This is a genomic window from Pseudomonas sp. SJZ080, from assembly GCF_007828295.1.
In the GTDB taxonomy this organism is placed as follows: domain Bacteria; phylum Pseudomonadota; class Gammaproteobacteria; order Pseudomonadales; family Pseudomonadaceae; genus Aquipseudomonas; species Aquipseudomonas migulae_A.
This window is the reverse complement of record NZ_VIUK01000017.1, coordinates 79,152-93,091: the sequence shown is the minus strand read 5'-3', so window position 1 is coordinate 93,091 and position 13,940 is coordinate 79,152. Positions and strand designations below refer to the sequence as shown.

Sequence of the window (13,940 nt, the reverse complement as noted above, 5' to 3'; positions counted from 1 at the left end):
CGCGAAAGCGGTGTACCAGTCGACATCATTTTTGAATGTCAAACCGCTTTCGCGAGCAAGCCCGCTCCCACATTTGATCGGCGTCGCCCTCAGCGGTAATCGTCCACGGGCACGCACGCGCAAAACAGGTTCCGATCCCCGTAAACGTTATCCACCCGATTCACCACCGGCCAATACTTGTGCGCCTTGGTGTGCGCGTCCGGTGTCACCGCTTGTTCGATACTGTACGGCCGCTCCCAAACCCCGGTGATGTCGGCCAGCGTGTGCGGTGACCGTTTCAGCGGGTTGTCCTCGACAGGCCAGTTGCCGTTCTGCACCTCGGTGATTTCTGCGCGAATGCTCAGCATCGCCCCGATAAAGCGGTCGAGCTCAGCTTTCGACTCACTTTCGGTCGGCTCGACCATCAAGGTCCCCGGCACCGGAAACGACATGGTCGGCGCATGGAAGCCATAGTCCATCAGACGCTTGGCCACGTCCTCTTCGCTGATGCCGGTCAGTGCCTTGAGTGGCCGCAGGTCGAGAATGCATTCGTGAGCCACCCGCTCGTTGCGCCCGGTGTAGAGCACCGGGAATGCACCGGACAAATGTTGCGCCAGGTAATTCGCAGCGAGGATCGCCACCTCGCTGGCATCTGCCAGTTGCGGTCCCATCATGGCGATGTACATCCAGCTGATCGGCAGTATGCTCGCGCTGCCCCAAGGCGCCGCGCTGACTGCGCCGTTCTGCGGCAGCGGCCCTTCAATCGCCACCACCGGGTGATTGGCCACGAACGGCGCCAGATGCGCCCGCACACCAATCGGCCCCATCCCCGGCCCGCCACCACCATGGGGAATGCAAAAAGTCTTGTGCAGGTTCATGTGGGAAACGTCTGCACCAATGTCTGCCGGCCGCGCCAACCCGACTTGCGCATTGAGGTTGGCGCCATCCATGTACACCTGGCCGCCATGGCTGTGGATAACTTCACAGATCTCACTGATGCCTTCCTCGTAAACGCCGTGGGTCGATGGGTACGTCGCCATCAGGCAGGCAAGTTTATCGCCCGCCTCGGCAGCCTTGCCTTTCAGGTCGTCCAGATCGACGTTGCCTGCCTCGTCACACTCGACGATAACCACGCGCATTCCAGCCATTTGCGCCGAGGCCGGGTTGGTGCCGTGGGCTGATGACGGAATCAGGCAGATATCTCGCGCACCCTGATGACGACTCTCGTGATATTTGCGGATCGCCAGCAACCCGGCGTATTCGCCTTGGGCGCCGGAATTGGGCTGCATGCAGATCGCATCGAAACCGGTGATCGCGCAGAGCCAGCGCTCCAGCTCTTCAATCATCAGCGCATAACCGGTCGCCTGCTCCTTCGGCACAAACGGGTGCAGGTTGGCGAATTGCGGCCAGGTGATGGGGATCATCTCGCTGGTGGCATTGAGCTTCATGGTGCAGGAGCCCAGCGGGATCATGGACTGGTTGAGGGCCAGGTCCTTGTTTTCGAGCTGCTTGAGGTAACGCAGCATCTCGGTTTCGCTGTGATGTGCGCTGAACACCGGGTGACGCAGGTAAGGCGAGGATCGTTGCAGTCCGTCGGGGATGCCGGAAGGAAGCGTTTCAGCGTCGAGGTCGTCGACATTCAGTCCATGGTCGGCACCGAGGAATACATCGAACAGCTTCGCCACAGTGCTTTCGTCAGAGGTTTCGTCGAGGCTCAGCCCCAACTGACCGCGTCCGAGAATGCGCAAATTGATTTGCGCGGCCTGGGCGCTTTCGATGATCGCCGTCTGGGTGCCGCCCACCTCCAGCGTCAAAGTGTCGAAAAAGTGCGTGTTGAGGCGCGGAATGCCGTGGCGCTCCAACCCTGCAGCGAGGATGCACGTCAGTCGATGAACCCGCTGGGCGATGCGTTTCAGCCCTTCCGGCCCGTGATAGACCGCATAGAAACTGGCAATGTTGGCCAGCAGCACCTGGGCGGTGCAAATGTTCGAATTGGCCTTCTCCCGGCGAATGTGTTGCTCACGGGTTTGCAGGGCCATACGCAAAGCGGTGTTGCCGCGAGCATCTTTGGATACGCCGATGATCCGCCCGGGAATCGCCCGCTTGTATTCATCACGACTGGCAAAAAAAGCCGCGTGCGGTCCGCCGTAGCCCATGGGCACGCCGAATCGCTGGGATGAGCCGAACACCACGTCGGCGCCCAACTCTCCTGGCGGCGTCAGCAACAACAGGCTCAACAGATCGGTCGCGACGCAGGCCAGTGCTTGTTGGGCATGCAGGTGATCGATCAACGGACGCAGGTCGCGAATCTCGCCGTGGGTGTCGGGGTATTGCAGCAGCGCGCCGAACACCTGGTGCTGTTTCAAGTTATCCACAGCGTCGATGATAAGCTCGAAACCGAAACCTTCGGCACGGGTCTGCACCACGGAAATGGTTTGCGGATGACAATTCTCATCCACAAAAAACAGATTGCTCCTGGACTTGGCGACCCGCTTGGCCAGGGCCATGGCTTCTGCCGCCGCCGTGGCTTCATCCAGCAGCGAGGCGTTGGCCAGCTCCAGGCCAGTCAGATCGATAGTCAATTGCTGGAAATTCAGCAACGCTTCGAGTCGGCCTTGGGCAATTTCCGGTTGATACGGCGTGTAAGCGGTGTACCAACCGGGATTTTCCAACACGTTGCGCAGGATAACGGCGGGCGTGATCGTCCCGTGGTAACCCATGCCGATCAGGCTGGTCCAGACCTGGTTCTGCTCGGCGTAACCACGCAGTTTGGCCAGCGCGGCTTCTTCGTCGAGGGCGGGCGGCAGGTCGAGCGCCCGGTTCAGGCGAATCCCCGGCGGCACCGTCTGCTCGATCAGCTCGACGCGGCTGCCGACGCCTAGGCTGTCGAGCATCGCCTGCTGCTCGGCGGCATCAGGCCCGAGGTGGCGGCGAAGGAAGGCATTGGGGTCGCGTAACTGGCTCAGGGACGGCAACTGGGACATGACGGGCTCTCTCTTGACTGGCGCTCAACGTCGATGCAGCTCGGTCAAACCAGCATAGCTCTCCTGCGCGCGGCATGGCGTCTTAGGACGCGGCCCATCCCTGAAGCATACAAAACACGCAAGACTTTGAGGCTCTTTCATTCCAGCGATATATGCATCGCCGATAGTTATAAATAGTTATTCTTACTCGCCAAAAATAAAACCCTTCGTAAGTACTCGCGCAACGGCGCTTGCAAACAGGTGAAAAACCAACACTTATTAAAACAGCCAAACTCTTAAAAAACCAATCGCGATAGATAGAATCAAACCATAGCCAATAGATCTATAGCGCAATAATCCGCATGCTATGTTTGTTGAGGACTGGGCAACGGAACCAAAAAGCCACTACCCAGTTACAAACAACTCAAGCTACGCTTTATTCGAAATGAAATGGAGTTCAAAAATGAGCCAGCAAATAATCTTGTTCATCGAAGAAGATCAACTGATTGCCCAAAAAGAAAACGGCTACAGCCTTTATCTAGCCAAAAAGGTAAATGAAGATTTTACTGTTATCTGGCAATCAAAAGGCGCGGTGGCCACCACCCGCAATCCTAGCTATCAGTACAAAAACACGTTCGATATCACGACACCGTCCTTCAATGTCAACTTTACGAACGATTCGGTCAAACAAGGCGATGTCACCTTTACCTCCGGTGGTAAAAACCTGCCCATCACTACCGGCCAAACGACAACGCTCGATGAATACGGTGTTTTTTCACCAGCCAGAAACGGCGGCGTGAAATCAGAAATTCTTATCAACAACGAACTGAAAGGCAATCCCCACGAGATACTGCTGGATTCCAAGGGCAATAATATCTGGGTCAATCGCCAGAGTGGCATGAACATCGGCACCGCTACGCTGACACCATTAGACCAATACCAACTGTGGTTCGGAAACCTTCAACAAACAGGCTCGCTGATTGCCCAAAATCTATCCAATCCCTATGTGGCAACCTTGAAGGCCGGAGACAGCTTCATCCTCACCTATAACAACGAAGGCGACTGGGTGACTGGCGAGCCGGCCAAACGCCTCAGCGACAAGGAAGTCGCGGCGCTGCATGCCCGAGTGGAGAGCAGAGTAGCGGCATAGCATGGAGGGCGAATCGAGCACCGTTTGCACAATGGACTGAAAGCACTTCGTCTTACCGTTGACAGTCTTGAACGCGCAAACATGTTCAAAAAACCCTGTAAATCCTGGATCTACAGGGTTTTTTATTGACAGTACAAACGCCACAGCGAATCAGGTGAGCCTGGAAGCCCACCATAAAATACTCCGCTGGATGAATGGAAAACAGCCATGAGCCAACAACAAATTATTGTTTATATCGAAGAGGCACAACTGATCGCCCAAAAAATCAACAACCACAGTCTTTATCTGGCAAAAATGGTAAACAACAGCTTTACCGTCATATGGTCAGCAAGGCTCCCCAAAGCCACAACAAACAACTCCAGTTATCAATACAAAAATACATTCGACATATCCACCCCCTCTTTCATGGTCAACTTTACAAACACACCAATGCAAGAAGGTGATATTACATTCACTTCAGGAGGTAAAAATCGTCCCATCAATACCGGACAAAAAACGACACTCGATGAATATGGTGTATTCAGCCCCGCCACAAATGGCGGTATCCCTGAAGATATTTTAATCAACAACCAATTACCGGCCAACCCTCGGGAAATTTTGCTGGACTCCAAAGGTTATTGTATTTGGGTGAACTGTTCAGGCGGAATGAGTATCGGTGCAACGACCATGACGCCAAAAAACCAGTTTCAACTATGGTTCGGCACAACCCAAGTGACGGGTTCTTTAATCCCAGGCAATGTATCCAACGCTTACGTCGTTACGGTCAATGACGGAGAATCCAAAACGATCACCTACAACGACAGTGGTGCCTGGGTTCCGGGCGAACCGGCAATACGTCTGACAGCAGACCAAATAACGGCGCTTCACGCCAGGGTAAACAAAGCGGTAGCAATGGCGGCATGAATGGTCAGCAAACCGTCACAGCAATACCTCACCACACGGCATAAAACAAAAACGCCGCGTTCTCCAGGAAAGGAAAACGCGGCGCTCTTGTACGGATCGCTTTTGGCGATGTTTACTCGCCGATGGCGGCCTTGTAGCCCGCTGCATCGAGCAGCTTGTCCAGATCGCCAGCGTTGCTTGGCTTGAGTTTGAAGATCCAGGCACCGTACGGGTCGGAGTTGAGCAGTTCCGGATTAGCGCTCAGTTCTTCGTTGATCGCAATCACTTCACCGGCAACCGGGGAGTAGATGTCGGACGCGGCTTTGACCGACTCAACCACGCCGGATTGACCACCGGCAGCGAAGACGGTTCCGACTTCGGTCAACTCAACGAATACCACATCGCCCAAGGCTTCCTGAGCGTGATCGCTGATGCCCACGGTGACGGTGCCATCGGCTTCCAGACGGGCCCATTCGTGACTTTCGGCAAAACGCAGGTCGGCAGGGATATCGCTCATATTCTGTGTCCTCAAGAAAATTGTCAGCGGTCGTTGCCCGCCAGAAAAGGTTAGATCAAGGTTTTGCCATGGCGTACGAAGGTCGGTTTGACCACTCGGACCGGGTACCATTTGCCACGGATTTCCACTTCTGCGCGGTCGGCAGTCGCCATCGGCACGCGCGCCAGTGCAATCGACTTGCTAAGCGTAGGAGAGAAACTACCACTGGTGATCTCCCCTTCGCCAACATTGGCGATGCGAACCACTTGATGAGCGCGCAAAACCCCGCGCTCTTCAAGGACCAGACCGACCAGTTTGTGCTTCACGCCGCCCGCCCGTTCAGCTTCGAGTGCATCGCGGCCGATGAACTGACGCGACGCCGGCTCCCAGGCGATGCTCCAGGCCATGTTCGAGGCCAGCGGTGAAACGTCCTGATGAATGTCCTGACCGTACAGGTTCATGCCGGCTTCGACACGCAGCGTATCCCGTGCCCCGAGGCCAATTGGCGAGATGCCTGCACCCACCAGATCGTTGAAAAAACCCGGGGCCTGATTGGCTGGCAGAATGATTTCCAGGCCGTCTTCGCCGGTATACCCCGTGCGTGCGATGAACCAGTCACCGTCGGGCTGGCCTTCGAACGGCTTGAGCGACTGGATCAGGTTGCCGCGAGACTGGGTGACCAGCTCGGAAATTTTGTGTCGGGCATGGGGGCCTTGAATGGCCAGCATCGCCATCTCGGCGCGCTCGTTGAGCTGCACATCGAAGCCGTCGAGGTGCGCCTGCATCCAGGCCAGGTCCTGATCACGCGTGGAGGCGTTGACCACCAGGCGATAACCGTCGTCGAGGCGATAGACGATCATGTCGTCGACGATGCCGCCATGCTCGTTGAGCATGGTGCTGTACAAGGCACGGCCGGAGCTGTGCAGACGCTCGACGTCATTGGCCAGCAAATGCTGAAGCCAGGCTTTGGCCTGAGCGCCGCTGACATCGATCACGGTCATGTGGGATACATCGAAAACCCCGCAGTCGCGGCGCACCTGATGGTGTTCCTCGACCTGCGAGCCGTAATGCAGAGGCATATCCCAACCGCCAAAATCGACCATCTTCGCGCCGAGGGCGAGATGAAGGTCATACAGAGGCGTACGCTGTCCCATGGGTTTCTCCTTCCGGGCGTGGCGAGGGTGCGGGCCGATGCTGCACGGGGTGAAAGCCTTGAAATAGAAGGCTTTCAGCCGATTTCAGCGAACGGGTCTGTAGGACGGACCGCACCGAATGCCGCGCATTGTAGCCTCAAGGTGTAGGACTGACACCTAGGTGTTTCGATGCGCCGAACGTCGAATCAATCCGATGACCGGTAATAACCCGACCAGAACCAGCGTCAACGCCGGCAACGATGCCCTCGCCCACTCGCCTTCGCTGGTCATTTCAAAGATGCGCACGGCCAGCGTGTCCCAGCCAAACGGGCGCATCAGCAGGGTTGCGGGCATTTCCTTGAGCACATCGACAAACACCAGCAGCGCAGCACTCAACGTGCCGGGCAGCAATAACGGCAGATACACTTTGAAAAACAGTCGTGGCCCACTGACCCCAAGGCTACGTGCCGCTTCGGGCAAAGATGGCCGTATTCGCGCCAAACTGCTTTCCAGTGGCCCATAAGCTACCGCGATGAAACGCACCAGATAGGCCAGCAACAAGGCCGACAGACTGCCCAACAGCAACGGTTTTCCGGCTCCGCCCAACCATCCCGACAGCGGAATCACCAGCTCGCGATCCAGATAACTGAAGGCCAGCATGATCGACACCGCCAGCACCGAACCCGGCAACGCATAGCCGAGGTTGGCCAGGCTGACACCGGAACTAATCGCCCGGGTTGGCGCCAGGCGCCGGGCAAACGCCAGCACCAGCGCCACACTGACAGTGATCAACGCCGCCATGCCGCCCAGATACAGCGTATGGACAATGAGCCCGGTGTACCGCTCATCCAGGTCGAAACGGCCGCGCTGCCAGAACCACACCACCAGTTGCAGCACCGGAATGACGAAGGCGCAGGCAAACACCAGCCCGCACCAACTCATCGCCGCCAACGCCTTGAAGCCACGCAGGTGATACAACGCCTTGACCCGCGGCCGCTCATTGCTCGCTCGATTGGCGCCACGGGCACGGCGCTCGCCGTACAGCACGACCATCACCACCAGCAGCAACAAACTGGCCAGTTGCGCGGCGGTGGAGAGGCTGAAGAATCCGTACCAGGTCTTGTAGATAGCGGTCGTGAAGGTGTCGAAATTGAACACCGACACGGCCCCGAAATCCGCCAGGGTTTCCATCAGCGCCAGCGCAACGCCAGCACCGATGGCCGGCCGCGCCATCGGCAAGGCGACTCGCCAGAACGCTTGCCACGGCGATTGCCCCAGGACTCGCGCCGCTTCCATCAGGCCTTTGCCCTGCGCCAGGAACGCGGTGCGGGCCAACAGGTAAACGTAGGGATAAAAGACCAGCACCAGAACGAGGATGACACCGCCCGTGGAGCGCACTCGCGGCAACCGCAGGCCAGTGCCGAACCATTCGCGCATCAGGGTTTGCACGGGGCCGGCGAAATCCAGCAGGCCGACGAAAACGAAAGCCAGCACGTAGGCGGGAATGGCGAACGGCAGCATCAACGCCCAATCCAGCCAGCGTCGACCGGGAAATTCACAGAGGCTGGTGAGCCAGGCGAGACTGACGCCCAACAGCGTTACACCGGCACCGACGCCGAGTACCAGGGTCAGCGTGTTGCCCAGCAGCCGCGGCAACTGGGTGTCCCAGAGGTGGGACCATATTTGATGATCGATGGTTTGCCAGGACATCAGCAAAACGCTGAGGGGCAGCAGGACCAGCGCAGCAATGACGAAGACCAGGGGATACCAGCGGCGTTGGGCGGGGTGGGCCAAGGACGGTCTCTCGCAGGGAAATCGTGAAGTGTAGGGAAAACGCAAAAAGATCGCAGCCTTCGGCAGCTCCTACATTGGGATGGTGTACACCCGGTAGGAACTGCCGAAAGCTGCGACCTTTTGCTCTTTAAAGCAGCAGACTCAGTTCCAGCCAGCTCGATCCATCAAGCGAATCGCTTCGGCCTGACGTTTACCGGCGACTTCCACAGGCAACGTATCGGCGACGAACTTGCCCCAGGCGGCGACTTCCGCGGACGGCGTCACCGCAGGGTTGGCCGGGAACTCCTGGTTCACGTCGGCAAAGATCTTCTGCGCCTCAGGCGTGGTCATCCACTCCACCAGAGCCTTGGCGGCTTCCGGGTGCGGCGCGTACTTGGTCAGGCCGATGCCCGACAGGTTCACATGCACGCCACGATCAGCCTGGTTAGGCCAGAACAGCTTCACCGCCAGGTCAGGTTTCTGCTTGTGCAGACGGCCGTAGTAGTAAGTGTTGACGATGCCGACATCGCATTGGCCGGCGTTGATGGCTTCCAATACCGCGACATCATCGGAGAACACGTCGGTGGACAGGTTGTTGACCCAACCCTTGAGAATCTTCTCGGTTTTGTCGGCGCCATGCACTTCGATCATGGTGGCAGTCAGGGACTGGTTGTAGACCTTCTTCGCCGTACGCAGGCACAGGCGGCCTTCCCAGTTCTTGTCGGCCAGACCTTCGTAAGTGGTCAACTCGCCCGGCTTCACCCGGTCCGTGGAGTAAGCGATGGTTCGCGCCCGCAGGCTCAGGCCGGTCCAGGCATGAGAAGCCGCGCGGTATTGCAGCGGGATGTTGGCGTCGATGGTTTTCGAAGTGAAGGGTTGCAGGATGCCCATCTGCTCGGCTTGCCACAGGTTGCCGGCATCGACGGTCAGCAGCAGGTCGGCGGTGGCATTCTCGCCCTCGGCCTTGATGCGCTGCATCAGCGGCGCTTCCTTGTCGGTGATGAACTTCACCTGCACGCCGGTTTTCGCGGTGTAGGCATCAAACACCGGTTTGATCAGCTCGTCGATACGCGAGGAGTAAACCACCACTTCGGCAGCGGCCTGGGCGGCAGTGCTGCCAATCAGAGTCAGAGCGAGTGCGGTCAGTAGACGCTTCGGTGCCAACATGGGAGCGATCTCTCGATTTGAAAAGTGAGGGCAAATGATAAGGACTCACATTTACGTTCTCAATCGATCAGTTTGCGGAGGCGTTACCAGATGTTGCACGATCAGAGTGGCTGCCCCGTGGCGAGGGGATAAATCCCCTCGCCACAGGAGCGCGCCCACTTCAGGCCTTGGCAAGCGCCGGCAGATCCCCGATCAACCCCAACGCCTCACGCACAAACAACGCTTTGGCCTCCGGCATCTGATCAACCATCTTCAAGCCGGCATTACGCAACCAGCGCACCGGCAACGGATCGGCCTGGAACAAACGCTCAAAGCCTTCCATCGCCGCCATCAACGCCAAATTGTGCGGCATGCGCCGACGCTCGTAGCGGCTCAACACTTTCATCTCCGACAACCGCTCACCCCGTTCAGCCGCTTGCAGCAGCACTTCGGCGAGCACGGCGGCATCGAGGAAGCCGAGGTTCACGCCCTGCCCGGCCAATGGGTGAATGGTGTGCGCCGCATCGCCGATCAGCGCCAGGCCCTCAGCCACATAGCGCTTTGCATGGCGCTGCCGCAGCGGCACGCAAAGACGCGGATCGGCGCTCAGCACCGAACCCAAACGGCCTTCAAAGGCTTGCTCCAACTCGCGACAGAAGTCTTCATCATCAAGCGCCATCAAGCGTTCAGCCTCACTCGGCGTGGTCGACCAGACGATCGAACACCAATCCTGGCGACCGTCCCGCTCCAGCGGCAGAAACGCCAATGGGCCGTGATCGGTGAACCGCTGCCAGGCCGTCATTTGATGAGGTTGTGAGCTGCGCACGCTGGTGACGATTGCGTGGTGCATATAATCCCACTCGCGCGTGGCCACGCCGGTCAGGCGCCGCACCGCCGAGTTGGCACCGTCCGCCGCGATCACCAACGGCGCACGCAGGGTGCGGCCATCGGCGAGGGTCAGCAGCCAGTCGTCGCCGGAGCGGCGCATCTGCTCCAGACGCGCATTGGCCAGCATTCCCAGGTCGCAGTCGTGCAAGCGGTCGAGCAAGGCGTCCTGAACCACGCGGTTCTCGACGATATGCCCGAGCACATCGGCGTGAACGCTGGTGGCCGAGAAGTGGATCTGCCCGGTGCCGCTGCCGTCCCAGACGTGCATGTCGGTGTAAGGACTGCTGCGCCGGCTGGCGATGCCATCCCAGACTCCCAGCCGCTCGAGAATTCGCTGACTGGCGGCCGACAAGGCGCTCACTCGCGGTTCGAACGGCGCCTGCCCGTCGAAGGGTTTGACGCTCATCGGGCTGCCGTCCAGCAGCAGGACTTCCAGCCCGCTGTCCTGTAACGCCAACGCCAGGGCGCTGCCGACCATTCCGGCCCCGACAATCAGCAGATCTGCGCGCATTTCCATGCTTTAAGCCTGTCTCGCTTGCGGCTTGAGCCGCACGTAAAGGGTTTTCTGGACCCGCGCCACCAAGGTGCCGGCGCCGTCGTGGATATCGACCTGCAATTGCGGCAGGTATTTTTCGCCGTTCGCCGTTTGCTGGCGGATCTCGTCGAGCAAGGCTTCATCGATCCTGAAGCTGGCGAATACCGGGCCTTTGCCCGGCGAGATGAAATCGATGTCCGCGGATTTGTCCCAGACGATGAACCGACGGCCGAGGTTTTCCATCAGCATCAACATATAGAACGGATCAACCATCGAATACAGGCTGCCACCGAACTGCGTGCCGACGTAGTTGCGGTTGTACCAACCCAATCCCATGGACACCTTGATGTCCCGAAAATCATCGCTGATGTGCCGCACGCGAACCCCCGCGCCAAGGTACGGCGGGTAGAACGTCATGAACCAGCGCATCAAACGTGCTTTGCCGAACGTACTCGTCAGCCACTTAAGCATCGGGACGCGTACCCAGGCCCATGGCCTGCCGGGCGAACCAGCGCTTGGCCGGCGGCAGCAGATCGAGGCCGAGCAGGCCAATGTTTCGACCTAGCGAGACCAGTGGTTGAGTACTGCCGAACAATCGCGTGACCTGATCGGAAAAGCCCACGGTCAGGTTCTGATCCAGGCGCTGGCGCTCGCGGTAAGCCTGCAAGGTCGCAAAGTCGCCGGGGGCTTTCTCGCTCGCCAGCAGCGCATCCGCCAACGCCTGCGCATCACGCAGGGACAGGTTGAAACCCTGGCCGGCAATCGGATGCAGGCTGTGGGCGGCATTGCCGAGAACCGCCAGATGCGGACGCACCTGCTCCTCGGCTTCAATCAGTGTCAGCGGATAAAGATGCCGCGCGCCGACCTGCTTCAAGGTGCCGAGGCGATAACCGAACACGCCCTGCAATTCGCTGAGAAAGCTGCGTTCATCGAGGGCGGCCAACCGTTGTGCGTCCATGCCCAGACGGGTCCAGACCAGGGCGCAGCGGTTTTCCGGCAGCGGCAACAACGCCATCGGGCCTTCGTCGGTGAAACGTTCGAAAGCCATGCCGTTGTGCGCTTCGCTCGGGGTGATGTTGGCGATCAGCGCGCTCTGGTTGTACGGGCGTTTTTTGATACCAATCCCCAGTTGCTCGCGCAGGCCGGAGCGGCCGCCATCCGCCAGCACGGCGAGGTCGCATTCCAGGGTGGTTTCATCATTGAGGGTCAGGCGATAGCCATCGGTCAGCGGCTCCATGCGCGTGACTTCCGCCGGGCAGCGCCAGGTGACCACATCCTTGTCCAGACCTTGCCAGAGGCATTGGCCGAGCCAGGCGTTTTCCACCACATAGCCCAGCGCCGGCACGCCCTCTTCCATCGCCGACAATCGCGCGGTGGAGAAACGACCACGGTCGGAGACGTGAATCTGCTTGATCGGCTCGGCGCGGCGGGAGATTTCCTGCCACACGCCCAACCGTTGATAAATCTGCTTGGCGCCATAGGACAGCGCCGAAGAACGGGCGTCGTAGCTCGGTTGGTAAGTGTGGCCGGGGGCGAACGGTTCGATCAGCACGATCTTCCAGCCGCGAGCCTTGGCTCCCGCCTGCAACGCCAACGCCAGGCTCGCGCCAACCAGGCCGCCACCGATGATTGCCAGATTGACTCGACTCATGCCGCTTTTGTCCGCGCTTCAGCCATCAATGCCTCGATCTCGGCGACCGTTTTCGGTACGCCGCTGGTCAGGATTTCACAGCCGGTTTTGGTCACCACGACGTCGTCCTCGATGCGCACACCAATGCCGCGCCATTTCTTCGCTACGTTCTGGTTGTCCGGGGCAATGTAGATCCCCGGTTCCACGGTCAGCGCCATGCCGACCTCCAGCACGCGCCATTCGCCGCCGACCTTGTACTCGCCGACGTCATGCACATCCATGCCCAGCCAGTGGCCGGCGCGGTGCATGTAAAACGCTTTATAGGCTTCGCTGGCGATCAGCTCGTCGACGTCGCCCTGCAACAAGCCCAGTTTCACCAGCCCGGCAGTGATGACTTTAACCGTGGCTTCGTGCGCCTGGTTCCAGTGTTTGTTCGGGGCGATTTCGGCGAATGCCGCTTCTTGCGAAGCCAGCACCAGCTCGTAGATCGCCTTCTGTTCCGCGGAATACTTGCCATTGACCGGCCAGGTGCGGGTGATGTCGCTGGCGTAGCAGTCGATCTCGCAACCGGCGTCAATCAGCACCAGATCGCCGTCCTTGAGCACGGCGTCGTTCTGCTGGTAATGCAGGATGCAGCTGTTGCGCCCCGCCGCGACGATCGAACCATAGGCCGGCATCTTCGCCCCGCCCTTGCGAAACTCGTAATCGAGCTCCGCTTCCAGGCTGAACTCATGCAACCCGGCCCGGCTGGCCTGCATCGCTCGGATATGCGCCTGAGCGGAAATCCGCGCGGCTTCGCGCATCACCTTCACTTCTGCCGCCGATTTATACAGACGCATGTCGTGCAGCAGATGATCCAGCGCAACGAATTCGTTCGGCGGCTGGGCGCCGAGGTGCGCCTTGGAGCGGATCACGTTGATCCAGTCCATCAGGTGTCGATCGAACTCCGGGTTGCTGCCCATGGCCGAATACACCCGGTCGCGGCCTTCAATCAAGCCCGGCAGGATGTCGTCGATGTCGGTAATGGGGAAAGCGTCGTCAGCACCGAAGTCGCGGATCGCGCCTTCCTGACCGGCACGCAGGCCGTCCCAGAGTTCTCGCTCGGCGTTGCGTTCACGGCAGAACAGCAGGTATTCGCCATGTTCACGGCCCGGCATCAGCACGATAACGGCTTGTGGCTCAGGGAAACCGCTGAGGTACTGGAAATCGCTGTCCTGGCGGTAAACGTGCTCGACATCACGATTGCGGATGGCGACCGCGGCGGCGGGCAAAATGGCGATGCTGTTGGGTTCCATCTGCGCCATCAAGGCCTTGCGGCGACGGCTGTATTCCGATTTCGGGATATGAATCATGGGCAGATGGCTT

At 59.1% G+C, this 13,940-nt stretch carries 11 protein-coding genes; 2 read left to right on the top strand and 9 right to left on the bottom strand.

The window, feature by feature from the left end:
* Positions 1 to 89: 89 nt before the first annotated feature.
* Positions 90 to 2,963 carry an aminomethyl-transferring glycine dehydrogenase gene (gene gcvP, locus FBY04_RS21200; RefSeq protein ID WP_145316709.1) on the bottom strand — a complete coding sequence of 958 codons (2,874 nt, stop codon included), beginning with the start codon at positions 2,961 to 2,963 and terminating at the stop codon, positions 90 to 92.
* A 442-nt stretch (positions 2,964 to 3,405) separates the two neighbouring features.
* On the opposite strand from gcvP, the gene FBY04_RS21195 reads away from it, so the two are divergent.
* Entirely contained in the window at positions 3,406 to 4,092 is a 687-nt protein-coding gene (locus tag FBY04_RS21195) for a hypothetical protein (RefSeq protein WP_145316707.1), read from the top strand.
* A gap of 207 nt (positions 4,093 to 4,299) precedes the next feature.
* A complete protein-coding gene (locus FBY04_RS21190; RefSeq protein WP_145316706.1) occupies positions 4,300 to 4,995 on the top strand; it encodes a hypothetical protein in 696 nt (231 codons plus the stop codon).
* 112 nt (positions 4,996 to 5,107) lie between these two features.
* On the opposite strand, the gene gcvH is transcribed toward FBY04_RS21190, so the two are convergent.
* The 8 genes from gcvH to pepP all read right to left on the bottom strand — a co-directional run bounded on the left by gcvH (position 5,108) and on the right by pepP (position 13,927).
* Positions 5,108 to 5,491 (bottom strand): glycine cleavage system protein GcvH, encoded by a 384-nt coding sequence (gcvH, locus tag FBY04_RS21185; protein ID WP_084320327.1) that lies wholly within the window; start codon positions 5,489 to 5,491, stop codon positions 5,108 to 5,110.
* Positions 5,492 to 5,541: 50 nt separating this feature from the next.
* Positions 5,542 to 6,624, bottom strand: coding sequence for a glycine cleavage system aminomethyltransferase GcvT (gcvT, locus tag FBY04_RS21180; protein ID WP_145316704.1), 1,083 nt, complete (start codon positions 6,622 to 6,624; stop codon positions 5,542 to 5,544).
* 156 nt (positions 6,625 to 6,780) lie between these two features.
* Positions 6,781 to 8,397 (bottom strand): iron ABC transporter permease, encoded by a 1,617-nt coding sequence (locus FBY04_RS21175; protein WP_145316702.1) that lies wholly within the window; start codon positions 8,395 to 8,397, stop codon positions 6,781 to 6,783.
* 141 nt (positions 8,398 to 8,538) lie between these two features.
* Positions 8,539 to 9,543, bottom strand: coding sequence for an extracellular solute-binding protein (locus tag FBY04_RS21170; RefSeq protein WP_084320322.1), 1,005 nt, complete (start codon positions 9,541 to 9,543; stop codon positions 8,539 to 8,541).
* A 160-nt stretch (positions 9,544 to 9,703) separates the two neighbouring features.
* Entirely contained in the window at positions 9,704 to 10,921 is a 1,218-nt protein-coding gene (locus FBY04_RS21165; RefSeq protein WP_178118306.1) for a 2-octaprenyl-3-methyl-6-methoxy-1,4-benzoquinol hydroxylase, read from the bottom strand.
* 9 nt (positions 10,922 to 10,930) lie between these two features.
* Complete coding sequence (locus FBY04_RS21160; RefSeq protein WP_084320318.1) at positions 10,931 to 11,416, bottom strand: DUF4442 domain-containing protein; 486 nt, start codon at positions 11,414 to 11,416, stop codon at positions 10,931 to 10,933.
* Positions 11,409 to 12,596: a 2-octaprenyl-6-methoxyphenyl hydroxylase gene (gene ubiH, locus FBY04_RS21155; protein WP_084320316.1), complete on the bottom strand. Its 1,188-nt coding sequence runs from the start codon at positions 12,594 to 12,596 to the stop codon at positions 11,409 to 11,411. Before ubiH ends, FBY04_RS21160 begins: the two co-directional genes overlap by 8 nt.
* On the bottom strand, positions 12,593 to 13,927 hold the full coding sequence (gene pepP / locus FBY04_RS21150) for a Xaa-Pro aminopeptidase (protein WP_084320315.1): 1,335 nt from the start codon (positions 13,925 to 13,927) through the stop codon (positions 12,593 to 12,595). The genes ubiH and pepP overlap by 4 nt, the downstream gene beginning before the upstream one ends.
* Positions 13,928 to 13,940: the final 13 nt, after the last annotated feature.